At 61.4% G+C, this 15,692-nt stretch carries 16 protein-coding genes; 2 read left to right on the plus strand and 14 right to left on the minus strand.

Going from position 1 to position 15,692, the window contains the following annotated elements; all coding sequences use genetic code 11:
- Positions 1–321 precede the first annotated feature (321 nt).
- The 3 genes from minE to minC are packed head-to-tail and all read right to left on the minus strand — an operon-like array spanning position 322 to position 2,155.
- A complete protein-coding gene (gene minE / locus J2858_RS23135) occupies positions 322–582 on the minus strand; it encodes a cell division topological specificity factor MinE (RefSeq protein ID WP_210107241.1) in 261 nt (86 codons plus the stop codon).
- On the minus strand, positions 579–1,394 hold the full coding sequence (gene minD / locus J2858_RS23140) for a septum site-determining protein MinD (RefSeq protein ID WP_210107242.1): 816 nt from the start codon (positions 1,392–1,394) through the stop codon (positions 579–581). The genes minE and minD overlap by 4 nt, the downstream gene beginning before the upstream one ends.
- Before the next feature lie 29 nt (positions 1,395–1,423).
- Positions 1,424–2,155 carry a septum site-determining protein MinC gene (gene minC, locus J2858_RS23145; protein WP_210107243.1) on the minus strand — a complete coding sequence of 244 codons (732 nt, stop codon included), beginning with the start codon at positions 2,153–2,155 and terminating at the stop codon, positions 1,424–1,426.
- 468 nt (positions 2,156–2,623) lie between these two features.
- Here minC and J2858_RS23150 point away from each other — a divergent pair, with 468 nt between their 5' ends.
- Positions 2,624–3,112, plus strand: a complete 489-nt coding sequence (locus J2858_RS23150) for a nucleoside deaminase (protein WP_210107244.1) — start codon at positions 2,624–2,626, stop codon at positions 3,110–3,112.
- A 185-nt stretch (positions 3,113–3,297) separates the two neighbouring features.
- Here the strand turns inward: J2858_RS23150 and J2858_RS23155 are convergent, their stop codons facing one another.
- The 10 genes from J2858_RS23155 to J2858_RS23200 all read right to left on the minus strand — a co-directional run bounded on the left by J2858_RS23155 (position 3,298) and on the right by J2858_RS23200 (position 13,611).
- The gene (locus tag J2858_RS23155; RefSeq protein WP_210107245.1) at positions 3,298–4,908 is read right to left on the minus strand and encodes an FGGY-family carbohydrate kinase; all 1,611 of its coding nucleotides are present in this window, start codon (positions 4,906–4,908) and stop codon (positions 3,298–3,300) included.
- A 33-nt stretch (positions 4,909–4,941) separates the two neighbouring features.
- The gene (locus J2858_RS23160; protein WP_210107246.1) at positions 4,942–5,670 is read right to left on the minus strand and encodes an SDR family oxidoreductase; all 729 of its coding nucleotides are present in this window, start codon (positions 5,668–5,670) and stop codon (positions 4,942–4,944) included.
- A 28-nt stretch (positions 5,671–5,698) separates the two neighbouring features.
- On the minus strand, positions 5,699–6,736 hold the full coding sequence (locus J2858_RS23165) for an NAD(P)-dependent alcohol dehydrogenase (protein ID WP_210107247.1): 1,038 nt from the start codon (positions 6,734–6,736) through the stop codon (positions 5,699–5,701).
- A 17-nt stretch (positions 6,737–6,753) separates the two neighbouring features.
- Positions 6,754–7,836: an ABC transporter ATP-binding protein gene (locus J2858_RS23170; RefSeq protein WP_210107248.1), complete on the minus strand. Its 1,083-nt coding sequence runs from the start codon at positions 7,834–7,836 to the stop codon at positions 6,754–6,756.
- A gap of 53 nt (positions 7,837–7,889) precedes the next feature.
- Positions 7,890–8,894, minus strand: a complete 1,005-nt coding sequence (locus J2858_RS23175) for a sugar-binding transcriptional regulator (RefSeq protein ID WP_245367199.1) — start codon at positions 8,892–8,894, stop codon at positions 7,890–7,892.
- A 12-nt stretch (positions 8,895–8,906) separates the two neighbouring features.
- Positions 8,907–9,812: a sugar phosphate isomerase/epimerase family protein gene (locus tag J2858_RS23180; protein ID WP_210107249.1), complete on the minus strand. Its 906-nt coding sequence runs from the start codon at positions 9,810–9,812 to the stop codon at positions 8,907–8,909.
- On the minus strand, positions 9,809–10,627 hold the full coding sequence (locus tag J2858_RS23185) for a carbohydrate ABC transporter permease (RefSeq protein WP_210107250.1): 819 nt from the start codon (positions 10,625–10,627) through the stop codon (positions 9,809–9,811). Before J2858_RS23185 ends, J2858_RS23180 begins: the two co-directional genes overlap by 4 nt.
- On the minus strand, positions 10,627–11,541 hold the full coding sequence (locus tag J2858_RS23190) for a carbohydrate ABC transporter permease (RefSeq protein ID WP_210107251.1): 915 nt from the start codon (positions 11,539–11,541) through the stop codon (positions 10,627–10,629). Before J2858_RS23190 ends, J2858_RS23185 begins: the two co-directional genes overlap by 1 nt.
- Positions 11,542–11,607: 66 nt before the next feature.
- Entirely contained in the window at positions 11,608–12,159 is a 552-nt protein-coding gene (locus J2858_RS23195; RefSeq protein ID WP_210107252.1) for an SIS domain-containing protein, read from the minus strand.
- Between the two features lie 102 nt (positions 12,160–12,261).
- Positions 12,262–13,611 carry an ABC transporter substrate-binding protein gene (locus J2858_RS23200; protein ID WP_210107253.1) on the minus strand — a complete coding sequence of 450 codons (1,350 nt, stop codon included), beginning with the start codon at positions 13,609–13,611 and terminating at the stop codon, positions 12,262–12,264.
- A 304-nt stretch (positions 13,612–13,915) separates the two neighbouring features.
- Here J2858_RS23200 and J2858_RS23205 point away from each other — a divergent pair, with 304 nt between their 5' ends.
- Positions 13,916–14,725 (plus strand): inositol monophosphatase family protein, encoded by an 810-nt coding sequence (locus tag J2858_RS23205; protein WP_210107254.1) that lies wholly within the window; start codon positions 13,916–13,918, stop codon positions 14,723–14,725.
- Between the two features lie 95 nt (positions 14,726–14,820).
- Here the strand turns inward: J2858_RS23205 and J2858_RS23210 are convergent, their stop codons facing one another.
- Entirely contained in the window at positions 14,821–15,690 is an 870-nt protein-coding gene (locus J2858_RS23210; RefSeq protein ID WP_210107255.1) for a sugar phosphate isomerase/epimerase family protein, read from the minus strand.
- Between the last annotated feature and the right edge of the window lie 2 nt (positions 15,691–15,692).

Raw genomic sequence — 15,692 nt, forward strand, 5'->3', positions numbered from 1 at the left:
GGGCTTATAGATCCACCACCCCCAAAACGTCAACACTCAAAAATCATAAATCTCACAAAATCTCGCAAGACATTGATTTTATAGGGGAAATTTCGACACAACAGCGACATAACCCTGCGGGAGGCGGAAACAGGCACCGGAGACGCCGGCGCAACAGGCCGGATACGGGTAAGCGAGCGGGGCGTTGGACCTCCAAGGCTGAATATCGGGGCGCCCCCCCTCCCCGTCAACGCCTTCCTAGGGTCTAGCCGCCATCCGGAAACGGAAAAAGGCCACCCGCGAACGAATGGCCTTTTGCAGAATTTTGGTCGGATTGGGCGGTCAGGCGGCGATCAGGCCGGCATCCCGCGGGATTTCCACATCGATCTCCAGGATCGACACGTGCTCGTCGCGGTCCACCTTGACGCGCACCTTGTCGCTGTCGACCTGCACATGCTTGGCGATGACGGCCAGAATTTCCTCGCGCAGGATCGCGACAAGATCCGAACCGGCAGAGGCGCGCTCATGCGCGAGCAGCAGCTGCAACCGTTCCCGCGCCATCGGCGCCGAGACCTGCTTGCGGAAAAGCTTGAAAATGCTCATGCGGCTCTCCGTGCGAAAATCTTGCTGAGGATGCCGCGCTTCTCGCCCGGCATGGAAACCGGCAGCGCTTCGCCGGCCAGACGACGGGCCGCTTCGAAATAGGCCATGGCAGGAGCCGAACGGGCGTCGGCCAGCGTCACCGGTGCCCCGATATTGGAAGCGCGCAGCACATCCGAGCTTTCCGGAATGATGCCGAGCAGCGGGATGGACAGGATTTCCAGCACATCCTCGACCTTCAGCATATCGCCGCGTTCGGCGCGGTTGGCATCGTAGCGGGTGAGCAGCAGATGCTTTTCCATCCGCTCGCCACGTTCGGCCTTCAGCGTCTTGGAATCGAGGAGCCCGATGATGCGGTCGCTGTCGCGCACGGACGAGACTTCCGGATTGGTAACGACCACGGCGACATCGGCATGGCGCATGGCAAGGGTTGCGCCGCGCTCGATACCGGCCGGGCTGTCGCAGATGACCCAGTCAAAATAACGCTTCAGCTCGCCGATCACCTGCTCGACGCCTTCGGCCGTCAGGTTGTCCTTGTCACGGGTCTGCGAGGCCGGCAGCAGGAACAGGGTTTCCAGCCGCTTGTCGCGGATCAGCGCCTGCGGCAGCTTGGCGTCGCCCTGGATGACGTTGACCAGATCGTAGACGACCCGGCGCTCGGCGCCCATGACGAGATCGAGATTGCGAAGCCCGACGTCGAAATCCACGACGACGACCTTTTCATTGCGCTGCGCAAGCGCGGCTCCAAGGGCTGCTGTCGAAGTGGTCTTGCCTACCCCGCCCTTGCCTGACGTGACGACGATTACCTTGCCCATCTTGCTCTCCTGTTCTTGCCGCATGCGGCTCACATCAGTTTTTCGGCGATGATCGCGTCGCCCTCGAGCCATAGCTGGACCGGTTGTCCATGAAGCTCGGGGGCCAGATCCTCGGCCATTTTGTAAACACCGTCGATCGCCACCAGCTCGGCTTCGAGCTTGCGGCAGAAGATGCGGGCCGATGCGTTCCCCACCGATCCCGCCATGGCCCGCCCGCGCAGCGCGCCGTAGATATGCACCGAGCCGCCGGCGATGATTTCCGCGCCCGAGGCCACCGAGCCGACGACGGTCACGTCTCCCTCGGTAAAGATGATCGATTGCCCGGACCTGACCGGTTCGCGGATCACCAGCGATTGCAGCGTCTGCCGGGGCTCTGCGATCTCGGGCCGGTTGTCGGCCTTCGCCGTCTCAACAGGTGCCTCCTGTTCCGGCACCTCGACATCGCCGGCCGGACGCCCGCCCTTCAGTGCCGGCGGCATGCCTGGGCCGATGGCGGAATGACGCGCCCCTTCGATGCCCATGATGCTGACATTGCGCTCGCCAAGGGCTGCGATCAATTCCTTCATCTGTGCCCGGTCGAGGCCAAGGTCAGTGACATCGAGCACCACCGGCCGGCCGAGGAAAAACCCGGCCGAGCGCTTCGCCAGATCGTCAAGGCGCGTCAGCCAGTCGTCGAGCGGCATGTCCGGAGACAGGACCACCGCCAGGAATGAGCGGCCTTTGATGCGGATGGAGCGGGCGTCTGTTAGCACTTTGGTCATCTACGTAAACAAATCGTTGATCATGCCTAGCGCCGGCATGGTTAACAAAGGGTTAACGATGGAGCATGGGCGAAGCTTGCGCAGACCTGCAATCCTTGCGGGCTCCCTTGATTTCATGAGGAAATTTCGCGCAAGCTTCGGGTTAACGATCGAGTGAACCCTGCCGGCTCGGGACGAAAGCCTTGTATGGCAGGGGGTTGGAGCTGCCTGTGTCATCGTAACAACAGACGGGACGCAATCACGTCCGCAAGCGCCTCTGCCACCGCATCGTGCCTTCTGTCTGATGCACGATGGTCAAACGAATCGCGGGGCGACCTTGTGGCGCGCTCAGCAGGCCGAGATCCTCTGCCTGCCACGGCCGTCCGTCGTGTTGCGTTTTTCCGAACGATACGGGCGAGAATTGGTGCTTGTCAGGGGTGTTCTTCTCGCGCAGGTTTCCCCCGAAACAATGGAGGCGGGAGCGACGGCATGGCGCAAGACACACCAGCTGGCTGGGATCACGACGGCTTCCTACGCCAGGCATTTGCCGTGGCGATGCGGGCAAGAGAAGCTGGCAATCATCCGTTTGGTGCCATCCTCGTCGGTCCGGATGGGGTCGTCCTGATGGAACAGCAAAATGCCTATCACCCGAACCATGACATGACGGGCCATGCCGAGCGGGTGCTGATGACGCGCGCCTCGCAAGCCTATCGGCCGGATTTTCTGGCGCACTGCACGATGTACACGTCCGCCGAGCCCTGCGCGATGTGTGCTGGTGCCGCCTACTGGGCGGGCATCGGCACCGTCGTCTTCGGCCTTGCCGAAAGCGACCTCAAAGGCATAACCGGCGATCATCCGGAAAATCCGACACTCGACCTGCCCTGCCGCATGGTGTTCGACGCCGGTCAGCGGCGGGTCAACGTCATCGGCCCGCTCCTTGCCGAAGAGGCGGCCAGACTGCACGAGGGCGTCTGGTAAAAGCCTTAGCCAAGGGCTATATCGCCCCGCTCCTTCAGATACGCAGCTGATTTTTTTGACGCGCCGGGCGCAGTGTCGCGGCAAGGTGCAGATGTCCATCACGAACGCCAAACGGAACCGGGAAACGGTCAGCCAGCCTGGCGTTCGTGCGTGTCATCGCCTTTGCTTACCTGGGGGAAGCGACGTCAAAAGTCCCGCATTTTCCGCAGTTCGAGTTGCAGAGTGCAGAAGGCGGAATAGCGGTTCTTGTGGGTTGTCCGTATCTGTCCGACAGCGGGCTGGTAGACGCGGCCCGGCCGGCTCAAGGCTTGCATCGCCTGCTTCAGATCAGCAAAGCTTTTCGCCGCCGTAGCACCCAGCAAGGCTGCGCCCATGAGAACAGGCTCAAGGGTCTGGGGCGCGATCACCGGCTTGCCGCTGGCATCGGCAAGAAGCTGCCGGGTGAAATCATGCTGACCAGCACCGCCGCTGATGATGATCTGCTGCACGTCTGCGCCTGCCTGCGCCTGCGCCTCGATGATCTGGCGCAGGCCATAGCCGATGCCGCAGACGCCGGCGACGTAAAGCGCGATCAGGCTGTCGAGATCCCGTTCCATGCCGAGGCCTGCAATCGCGGCACGTGCGGCGGGATCTGCAAATGGCGCGCGATTACCGAGAAACTCCGGCACGACATGAAGCCCCCTGGCAAGGGACACTGCCTCAGAGGCGTCGGCCTGCTTTGCAACCGCCAGATCCGCCAGCATCACCGGAAGCGGCACGCCCAGCGCGCGCGCCCGTTCGCTAGCCTCTGGGAAAGCCGGATGAAAACTCACCAGTTGATCGATCGCCGCACCGGCGGCGCTCTGTCCGCCTTCGTTCAACCAGAGGCCAGGAACCATGGCCGAGAAATAGGGTCCCCAGACACCGGGCACGAATTTCGGATCGGTGGTCGAGGTCAGCGTGCAGGAGGACGTGCCGAAGACGTAACCCATGTTGAGCTCAGGCGTCCCGCCAATGCCGACCGTGCCGATACCGCCCGCATGGGCGTCGATCATCCCGGCGGAAACCGCCGTTCCGACAGGCAGGCCAAGATCGTGCGCTGCAGCTTCCGTGAGGCCCTGCCCGACCGGCGTACCAGGCTCGACGATCTCCTGTCCGATCCGGGAAAACGCCTCGTCGGCCAGTTCGCTGAGGCCGATCTGGCGGAAATAATCCGGGTCCCAGCGACGTTCATGGGCAAGGTAGGTCCATTTGCAGGCAAGCGTACAGGTGGAGCGCGCAAGGCTTCCCGTCGAACGCCAGGTCAGGAAATCCGCCAGATCGAAGAATTGCCAGGCGCCGGCAAACGTGTCCGGCCGATGTTCCTTCAGCCACAGCAGCTTGGGCGTCTGCATCTCGGGAGAAATACGACCTCCGACATAACGCAGGACGTCATGACCCTGCGCATTGATCCGCTCCGCCTGCCCGATGGCTCTGTGGTCCATCCAGACGATGATATCGCGTTCCGGCCGCTCCGAGGGGCCAACCGCCAGGGATTTGCCCCCCTCACCCAGCACGACAAGCGAGCAGGTGGCATCAAAGCCGATGCCCACGACGCTCTGCGAGGAAATCCCGGCCGCCTCCACGGCAGCCCGCACCGAATGGCACACGGACTGCCAGATATTGGCGCTCGACTGCTCAACCATATGCGCGTGATCGCGATAGATCTCGATGTCGCGCTTGCCGGTTCCAAGGCATTGGCCTTCTTCATCGAAGACACCGGCGCGTGCACTGCCCGTGCCGACATCAACCCCGATAAAATACCTGGAACCACTCATGCCCTACTCCTTCGGCGACTCACTGCAGTTCCGCTATAGATCGACGCTATTGGGCAAGATCACAAGATCCCGAATGACCACATTGCGTGGACGAGACACCATGAAATGAACCGCCTCGGCCACCTCCTGCGGCTGCATGAGGCTGCCATTGGCGAGAGCCTCCTCCATTTTCTCCTTCGGCCAGTCATCGAGAAGCGCGGTCACCACAGGCCCTGGAAGAACGGCACCGACGCGCACGCCATGCGGTGACACCTGGCGGCGGGTGGTGTGCACGAAGGCCTGCACGGCAAACTTGGACGCCGTATAGATCGGCTCCCAGACCACCGGCACGACACCTGCCACCGAACTGGTAAACAGGATATCGCCGCTTTTCCTGGCGATCATATGCGGCAGGACCGCGTGCACGCTGCGGAAGGCGGCGTTGATGTTGAGGTTCAGCATGCGGTCCCAGACGTCGGGATCACCCTCTGCCACCGCGCCGCCCACATAGGCACCGGCATTGGCGTGAAAAATGTCGAGGTCTCCGGCGACATCCAGAATCCGCGGCAAAAGGCCGGAAACCTGCGGACCATCGAGGAGATCGACAACCAGCATGCGGCTGCGCTCGCCAAGCTCGGCACACAGCGAGCGCAGCTTGTCTTCTGCCCTGTCGATGAGCACGACCGTCGCGCCCTCGTCTATCAGCTTGCGGGCACAGGCAAGTCCGATCCCCGACGCTGCCCCTGTGATCGCCGCGACCTTGCCGTTCAAACTACTCGTCATGATGACACTCCCGTCGAGTTCGCCGCCTTCAATCGATAAGCCGAATTTGCAGCTTCACATCGTCCGCCAGGCCCTTCGCCGCCCGCTCGAAGGCCACGATGCTCTCGGAAAATGCATAGGTGTCGGTGATCAGCGGCTTCAGATCGACCTTGCCGGAGGCGATGAGGTTGACCGCGCGGTCAAAATTGTTGGCATAGCGGAAGACGGTTTCGATGCGTGCTTCCTTGAAGATCGCGGCGGGAATATCAAAGGCCACCGGCTCGACCGGCAGGCCCACCAGCACCAGCGTTCCGCCCGGACGCAGGAGATCGAAAATTCCCGCATAGGCCTTCGGGCTGCCGCTTGCCTCAAACACGATATCGGCACCCCAGCCATCCGTGGCGTCGGCAACGGTTTGCGGGAGCGACGTCTGCGTGATGTCGACGGGCGTAATGCCGGCATATTGCCCTGCGATGGCAAGCTTGGGAGCACTGAGATCCGATATGATCACCCGTGAACAACCGCCGGCCAGGGCGGCAATGGCCGTCATGATGCCGATCGGACCGCATCCGATCACCACGGCCACGTCTCCAGGCGTGATGCGGGCGCGGGTTGCCGCCTGCATGCCGACGGCAAAGGGCTCGATCATCGCGCCTTCGGCAAAGGAAACGTTATCGGGAAGCTTGTAGGTAAAGGCTGCCGGATGCACCACTTCCGGCGTCAGCACGCCGTGGATGGGGGGCGTTGCCCAGAAGCGTACATCCGGGTCGACATTGTAGAGGCCGAGCTTGGAGGCGCGCGAGGCCATGTTGGGGACACCCGGCTCCATGCAGACCCGGTCGCCCACCTTCAGCGTCTTTACCGCGGAACCGACTTCGATGACCGTACCGGCTGCTTCGTGGCCGAGAACCATCGGCTCTTTCACCACGAAAGACCCGATGGCCCCGTGGGTATAGTAGTGCACGTCACTACCGCAGACGCCGACCGTGTGGATGGCAATCTTCACATCCTCGGGACCAACCGCGCGGGGCAGATCGATATCGCGAATGGCCAGTTCACCTTTGCGTTCCAGAACTAGAGCTTTCATGTTTTTCGTTCCTGAGGTCAGAGTGCCAGCCCATCCAGCGTAAAGAGATAGATGTGGCGGGGGTCTATTCCAGCCGTGATCGGGCCGCCGGAGTGAAGCTCCGGCCTGCCGTTGGCGAGGATGATCACCGTCTCATCGCCTGTGCGGGCATAAATCTGCGTCGAGCCGCCCAGGTTTTCCGCAAAATCCGCCGTCAACCGCAACAGCGGCGTTGCGGAAGCCACATCGAGATGTTCGGGGCGAAGGCCGACGGTCAACGTATCGCCGGGACGAACCTTGGAGGCCGAGCCCTGAGCCAGAGAAAGCGTGCCGCCTTCGAAAGCGGGATGTTCAAGCTGAAGGCTCGATGCATCGGCACCCGAAACCTTCGCCGTCAGGAAGTTCATTTTCGGCGAACCGATGAAGCCGGCAACGAAGGTATTGGCAGGGCGATCGTAGAGGTCCGTCGGTGACCCGATCTGCTCCACAAGACCGGCCCGCAGGACGACGATGCGATCCGCCAGCGTCATGGCCTCGACCTGGTCATGCGTCACATACACCATGGTCGCGCCCAGCTTGCGGTGAAGCTTGGCAATTTCGACGCGCATCTGGCTGCGCAGTTCCGCGTCGAGATTCGAGAGCGGCTCGTCGAACAGAAAGATCTTCGGATTGCGAACGATGGAACGGCCGATCGCCACGCGCTGGCGCTGGCCACCGGACAGTGCACGCGGCTTGCGCTCCAGAAGCGCCTCGATCTGCAGAATGCGGGCGGCCTCGCTCACCCGACGCTTGATCTCGTCCTCCGGCAGCTTTGCCATCCGCAGGCCGAAGGCCATGTTCTCGAACACGCTCATGTGCGGATAGAGCGCATAGGACTGGAAGACCATCGACACTTCGCGCTTTGCCGGCTCCTCGTAGGTCACCACCTTGCCATCGATGGAAAGCGTGCCGGAGGAGACGTCTTCAAGGCCTGCGATCATGCGCAGCAAGGTCGACTTGCCGCAGCCGGAAGGCCCCACGAACACGACGAATTCCCCCTTGGAGGCGGATATGTTCACACCCTTGATGACGCTCAGCTCTCCAAACGTCTTCTTGATGTTGTCCAACTGCAGGAACGTCATGCTCTTTCACTCCCAATCACGTCGTATCCCGGCAGGGCGCGGGACAAGTTCTTCTATTGGCTATCGTTTCGAGGGGGATGCGCCGCATCCAGAAGGGCACTGGCGCATTTTTCGTCCGTCACCAGACGCTTGATGTAACCGCCGCGCAGGATGGCGCGGATGATATTGACCTTGTACCAGCCGCCGGAGGCGAGAATGGAATGGCGCACCGATTTCAGCTGCTCCGGCGAGACGGACAGCACGCGCTCGTTGAGGGGATGGTCCACCGGCTTTCCCTCGCCATCGAGGAAAACGCCCAGCAGATCTCCCACGGCACCGGCCGCCAGGATCCCCTCGAGGTTCTCGGAAACCGTCGGTGTCTGCACCAGAAGCGAACGGGCGGTCATATCGCCGCAGGAGACCAGGGCGACATCCACCGAGCGGGCCCGGCGCATGGTCTCGCGAATGCCGTGATGGGAGAGCAGTGCCTCCCGGCTCTCGGCGGACGGGAAATAAAGCGGCGCTGTGAGATAATAGCATTCCGCCGAAATCGCCCGCGCATAGCCTGTCGCGACCTCGAACGTGCTGGAGCCCGACCCGCGCGTCAGCCCGCCCATGATGGAGGTGACCCAGCTGTTGGGAAGCGGGCGGGGCGTCAGACGTTTCAGCCCGGCCGTCAGAGTCTTGCCCCACCCGACCCCAAGACCCATGCCGTCTTCCAGAAGCCTGTCGAGCATGCCGCCGGCTGCATCACCGACAGCACGCTGGTTTTCCAGATCGTCGGCGAGCGTGGGAACGACGCAGACGTCCTCCAGATGAAACCGTTCGCGGAGCCTCTGCTCAAGCTCAATGCACTTGGCCATGGGCAGGCGGATATCGACGACCACCGAGCCGTCGTTTCGCAGCTGGCCAAGCGTCTTGTTGACACGCAGCCGCGTCAGACCGAGCTGGTCGGCGATCTCCTGCTGGGTCAGACCGCCGATGAAATACAGCCAGGCGACGCGGGCGCGGATCTGCTGCGCGTCCATGTCCTCAAGGATTGCATTGCTGTTGTCTGATCCCTTGGCTGCCATCGTCATTCGTCTCCTTGATCAGGCAAAAGCCTGCTTGAGAGACAGGACCGATGCCTTGAGTGCGTCCAGTATGGATTTGCTATCCCGTTCGAAGGGATAGAACACTTCAAGGAATACCGGAGATTGTGCAAGCCCCGTGCGAGCCAAGAGGTTGCGGGCCTCGATCGGATCCACCCTGCCCGCCTCGGTAAAATCCCAATGGCGGTCGAACTGATAATCCGTCTGCTGAATATGCACGGCGGTGATGGCGTCGGTCAGCCCGGCAAACCACGGCTCCATGGTATCGGCATCGGAGCCGTAAAGCGGCTGGAAGGTCCCGTGGCCCCAATCGACGCAGAGGCTCCACGGCGTTGCGCTCCCGGCCACGTCCGTCATCATCTGCCGCGCCTGATCGACCGTCCACGGCCATTCCCGGCGCATCGGCGTCGGCTCGACATAGAGTTCGCTGAGGCCTGCGGCCTTTGCCTTGTCACCAAGCCGCAGCATGCGTTCGACCAGGCTTTTATAATCGCGCTCGTCGATGCTGGCAGCCTCGCTGCCATCCACGCGGGAGGCGATTGCCCCCAGCGGCCCGCCAACCCGGGCAATGCCCGCTTCGGCGGCAAATCCATAGGCGCGTTCCATCCATTGTTCGGCGTAATCACGCACCGCTTCATCCGGATGGAGCAGCTGGTTGAAGGTGTAATGGGCAAGGCCGATGAAGGCGCTGTGAATGGTGATGCCATGGTCACCTGCGGCGTTGCGTATGTCGCGCGCATGCCGGGAGACGAGAGGCGACGGCCACATGGGATCGAGAAGATCAAACGAGAACTGGATGAGGTCGAGGCCCAACTGGTCGCGCACAACGGGCGCCCAGAGTTGCGGCGTCACCCACCGTTTGACGCAGAAGGACAGATTGATGCCGAGCGGGTTTGCACTGCTCATTTGGTCGCTCCCATGGTGAGGCCACGCACCATGTGCCGCGATACGATCAGTGCAAAAATGGTGACGGGCAGAACGATGACCGTGCCGGTCGCCATGATCTTGCCCCAGGGCAGTTCATAGCCGGACATGAAGCTGGTCGCGACGACGGGGGCTGTCTGCACGTCGCGGCGTGTGAGCACGAGCGCGTAGAGCAACTCGTTCCAGGAGAAGATGAAGGAGAAGATGGCCGAGACCGCGATGCCCGGCGCGCCGAGCGGCAGATAGATCTTGCGGAAGATGGTGAACTGGTCGGCCCCATCCAGACGTGCGGCCTGTTCCAGATCCGGCGGAATGGATTTGAACTGGTCCGTGCAGATCCACACCACGATCGGCAGGTTGAACGTGAGATAGATCAGGATCAGCACGAGATGCGTATCCAGCATCTTCAATTGCAGCGCCAGGATATAGACCGGCAAGGCCAGAACAATCGGGCTCGTCATGCGGTTGGAGATGAACCAGAACCAGAGATCGGATTTGCCGCGAAATTCATAGCGGGCCAATGCAAAGGCGGCCGGCGCACCGAGGAGGACGGCAAGGGCGGTCGTCGCCGTTGCGATGATCAGCGAATTGCCGACAGCGCCCAGGACCTTGGAATCCGCAAAGATTTCCCGGTAATGATCGAGCGTCGGCGCAAACACCCAGACGGGTGGCGATGCGAGGATATCCGCCTGCGTCTTGAAGCTCGCCGACACCATCCAGTAGAACGGAAACAACGTGAACAGGATAACCGCGGTCAGCCCGATGGCGTGGAGGATCTTGCCCGAGGAGAAGCGCATCAGTTGACCTCCTTATAGAGTACGCGGATGTAAAGACGGCTGATCAGGATGGTGATGATGAGGAGCAGGATGGCCTGAGCCGAGGCCGTTCCAAGATCAAAGACGCGGAAGCCGACACGCTGGATGTAGACGGACACCAGATCGGTTGCCGAACCGGGACCGCCGCGGGTCATGACGAACACCATGTCGAACAGCTTCAGAACATCGGCCGAGCGCAGGATGAGAAGCGCGGTCAGGCCCGGCATCAGGTAGGGCAGTTGCACATGTTTCAGCATTGCCCATTTGGAGGATGTTTCCAGACGCGCCGCTTCCTCGATTTCCCCCGGCACCATCGAAAGGCCGGCGAGGAAGATAAGGGCGCAGAACGGTGTCCACTGCCAGATATCCATGATGACGATCGCAGCAAAGGCACCGGTCTGGGAGCCAAGCCAGTCCAGGGCACCGATACCGAAGAGATCAAGAAACCAGTTTGCGACGCCGAAATCACGGTTGAAGATGAGGCGGCCGATGAGACCGACCACGGCATAGGTGGTGGCAAGCGGCACCACCAGCGTGACGCGCGCCAGCGACTTCAAGAAGCCCATGCCCGGCTTGTGCAAGAGAAGCGCAATTACCAGACCCAGCGCGATCTCGATCGGCAGCACCGTGACGTAAAATTGCCCGGTGAGAAACAGAGAGGCCCAGAAGGTGCCGTCCGTCAGCACGGATGTGTAGTTTTCCAGGCCGACAAACGGGAAGCCATCCCGCGGGCGCGCGATGTTGTAGCGCCTGAACGACGTGACCAGCGCAAAGATGGTGGGATAGATGCCGATGATAAACAGCGTGAAGACAGCCGGCGCCAGAAACCAGAACGGTGTCCATCGGCCGTAACCGCGATTGGGTCTGACCTGGGGTGGCGGCGTGATGCTCGTCATCGACTTATCCTGTTCATGCCCTGATGGAAGGGGTGCGGAGCCCATGAGGGAGCCGCGCCTGTTTTCTCATTCCAGATTGGTATGGTTGGCGCGCATGGCAGCAGGCGTCACGCCGAGCGTGTCGCGGATGCCCAGCACCAGCAGTTCGAAGGCAACATAAAGCGCGCCCTCGTAAAGCGACCCCATGGGCAACACCGAGGTGCCGGCACCTTGATCATTGGCCATGGTCTGTGCCGGCACATGCAGCACGAGATCTGCGCGGGCTGCAGCGGCACCGGCCGGTTGTGCCGTCACCACGAGAACGCGGGCACCGGCAGCCTTCGCCACTCCCATCAGCGCCGAGACCGTGGAAAAGTCGCCGGGGCCTGCCGAAACGATCAACAGATCGCCCTTGCCAAGCGGCGGGGTCGTCATATCCCCTACCACCGATGCGTTGAGGCCCAGATGGAACAGGCGCATGGCGAGCCCCTTGATCTGGAGCCCCTCGCGGCCCACCCCATAAAGAGCGATACGATTGGCCGTGGCGATCGCATGGATTGCCGCGTCGAATTGGCTGCCATCGATACCGGCGAGACAATCGCCAAGTTCCGCCAGCGCCTTTTCATGAAGATGAAGCATGATGTGGTTCCGCAGGATCCAGAGAAGGCAGCAGATGGTGGCGACGGAGCGCCACCATCTGCCTTAGCAAACACCCTGGGAGGTGTCGGAGGATGTCAGGGGTTACTGCAGCAGCTTCTTCTTGCCGTCGTAGTAGCCTTCCTTCTTCAGGATATCTTCCATGCGGGTGCCGATTTCCTTGGAGCCTGCTTCGACAGACACCTGGCCCAGCATGATCTTGGAGCCCCATTCGGCAACCACTTCCGAAATGGCCGGCCATGCCGGGAAGCGCGGACGGAATTCCGGCACGCCCTTCTGCCAGGAAGCAACCATGGGCTCTACGAACTTGTACTTCGCCTTGATGGCCGGGTCGTTATAGACCGACATGCGGCCGGAGACGCCGCCTGCTTCCACGTAGGACTTGGCAATATCCTCCGAGGTGGCCCACTGGATGAAGAGCCAGGTGGCTTTCTTCTGCGCTTCGGAGGCCTGTGCTGCGACCGCCAGCGAGAAGCCGCCAAGCGCCGGCAGACGACCGGCGGGACCGGCCGGTTCAGGACCGACGGCCAGGCAATCGCCGAGCTTGGATGTCGCCGGATCGACCAGCGTGCCGTAGAAAGCCGACCATTCGGTGATCATCGCGACCTGGCCCTGGGCCAGCGCGTTGACGGCTTCTGCATGGTCGAAGCTGACGATGCCCGGCGGCATGTATTTCATCAGGTCCTGACGGAAGTTGAGGCCGGTCTGGCTTTCCTTGCTCATCAGGTTCGACTTGAACTGCTTGTCGAGCAGCGAGCCGCCGAACGGCCACAGGAAGCGCATGAAGCTGTCAGCCGACTGGGTTTCGCCGCGCAGCGATTGCAGCGCATAGGCATACTGGTTCTTCGAAGCGTCCGTCAGCTTGGGGGCGTAGACCTTCATCAACTCGTCCCAGGTGGCCGGCGGCTTGTCGAAACCGGCTTCCTTCAGCTTGCAGGAATTGTAGAACAGCAGGCCGGAATAGTTGTCGAAGGGAAGGCCGTAGGTCTTGCCGCCCCAGGAGCCGAAGGCATCCAAGAGAAGCGGGAAGAAGCCATCCAGCTTCAGGTTCGGGTCGGTGATCGACTTGTCCTTGGTGTATTTTTCGATCGGATCGATCCAGCCGTTTTCGGCAAACTCGCCGATCCAGACCAGGTCCACCAGCGCCATCGTCAGGTCGCCCTGCGAGGTGAAGTTCAACACTTCCTTCTCGCGGGTGTTTTCGTAAGGGACGATTTCGTAATTGACCTTGATGCCGGTCTTCTTCTCGAACTCCGGCAGGAGCTTGATGATGGCGCGGTAGCCGGGGCGATCCAGGAAGATGCCGCTGATTTCGGTGCCCTTCAGGGGCTTGGCCGCATCTTCAAGCCAGTCTGCATGGGCGACAAGCGGCATGCTCGCAGTTGCCGCCGTCAGGGCCAGCACGCTTGCGCAGATTTTCAACAGACGTTTCATTCCACTCCTCCTATGGTGAAGGCGGCCTCCCCGGCAGCCCTGTTCAATCTTCAGACAAACGGGAGCCGTCAGGCGCGCCTCAGCGCCTCCATCCAGCACACCCAAAACCGTCTTCGTGCCCGCAAACCTACCAAAAGACACAGCTTCGCCGCCCGCACTTCACATGCGTATATTGCGCTACATCAATGTGTTAGGCCCGTTAATCCTCCCGGCGGGACGCATTATCGATACATCTGTATTTTTACATTTGCAATAGCATTGATTGCCGATTTATGCTGTCTCGACGTCAGGGAGGGAGGTCACCATGAACCATCAGCACGGCAATTCCAGCGAACTGGCTGCCCGCGCAGCGCTTGCCGAACGGATGGCGCGTGCGGCAGGGGAAATGGCGCGCTCATTCCTGGCGCATCCGGAAAAGCTGGAATGGACCGAAAAGGCATCCTCGCAGGATATCGTCAGCGCCGCCGATGAAGCGACGGAAGCCTATCTGCGCGCGACGATCCAGCAACACTTCCCCGCCGACGGCATCGTGGGCGAAGAAGCGGGATCAACGAGCGGCAGTTCCGGCTACGATTGGGTGATCGATCCGATCGATGGCACCATGGCCTTTCTGGTCGGCCAGCCGAACTGGACGGTCTCGGTGGCCGTGATGCATGCGGGTGAACCGGTGATCGGGGTGGTTGCGGCCCCGATGTTCGACGAGATCTATGTGGGGCGGTCAGGGGGAGGCGCAACGCTGAACGGCAAGCCGCTCTCCATCAATCCGGACTGGACGATCCGTTCGACGACAGTCGGCTTTGGCGGCACAGAGAGAGCCGATCCGCGACAGGCCGGTGGTTTCGTCACCCGCCTTTATCAGGAGGGCGGCGTCCTCTTCCGGGTCGGGTCGGGCGCCCTGATGCTGGCCTATGTCGCGGCCAACCGGTTGGCCGGCTACTACGATCCGACCCTGTTCTGCTGGGACTGCATGGCCGGGATCGTTCTGATCCGCGAGGCTGGCGGATTGGCCGAATTTGCCGGCAGCCTGACGGAACCGGGAGAGATCTGGGCCGGAAACAAGCATGTCTTCGACGACCTCAAGCGCATCAGCGTAGCGCGCGAAGACGATCGGTGACGGATCGCCTGAAAAGGTCGCGTTGCCCCTGCGCAAGCTTGGCTCTTCTTATCGGAAGAACCAGTCTTGCGCAGGAACGGATTCAGGCCGGCAAATCAGCCGCCGAGGACGAATCTCGAAAACGCCAGCGAATTGCGTGCATCCTCATCCATCCGGGCTTCGTCGGCCCCATTGCTCAGGTCACGCCAGACGCGGATGTCGGAACCGATCGTGCCACCGGTCTTGACGAAGGGCTCCATCACGACTGCGCCGGTGTAGTTGATCTCGCGAAGCGCCGCGCCGATCTCATGCCAGGGCATGCGGCCCTTGCCGGGAACGCGGCGATTGCTTTCGCCGGTATGGAAATGGCCAAGAAGCGGGCCTGCGGTGCGGATCGCATCGCCAAAACTGTCTTCCTCGATGTTCATATGGAACGTATCGAGCATGACCTTGACGTTCGGCTTGCCGACCTGCTTGACGAAGGCGACGCCTTCGGCGGCCGTGTTCAGAACGTGGTTTTCGAAGCGGTTAAGCACTTCGATGCACAGATTGATGCCGAGATTGTTGGCGAAATCGGCAATGCCGTGAATGCCTTCAACACCGCGCGCCCAGTCGCCTTCCTTGTCCACCGGCTGTGAATAATCGATCGGCCAATAGGAATGCAGGGCGCCGCCGATCGTCTTGATATCCAGCTTGGCAACATTGGTGAGCGTCTTTTCAAAGAACGCCTTGCCGGCTGCACGAACATCCGCATCAGGGGACGACAGATACTTGCTCTTCGAAGGACCAATGCCGGCCGTCAGAATGATGTTGTTGTCGATGGCGCTCTGCTTGATGGTGGCGAGCTCGGCATCGCTGTACTCATTGATATGGTGCGCAGCCACCTCGATGAGGTCGAAGCCAAGCTTGGCGACCTTCTCGACGTAAGGGCCGAACTTCGCGCTCCATTCATGCTCCCAGTACGAATAGTAAATTCCGTGTTTCATGG

The organism is Neorhizobium galegae, assembly GCF_017877135.1.
In the GTDB taxonomy this organism is placed as follows: domain Bacteria; phylum Pseudomonadota; class Alphaproteobacteria; order Rhizobiales; family Rhizobiaceae; genus Neorhizobium; species Neorhizobium galegae_A.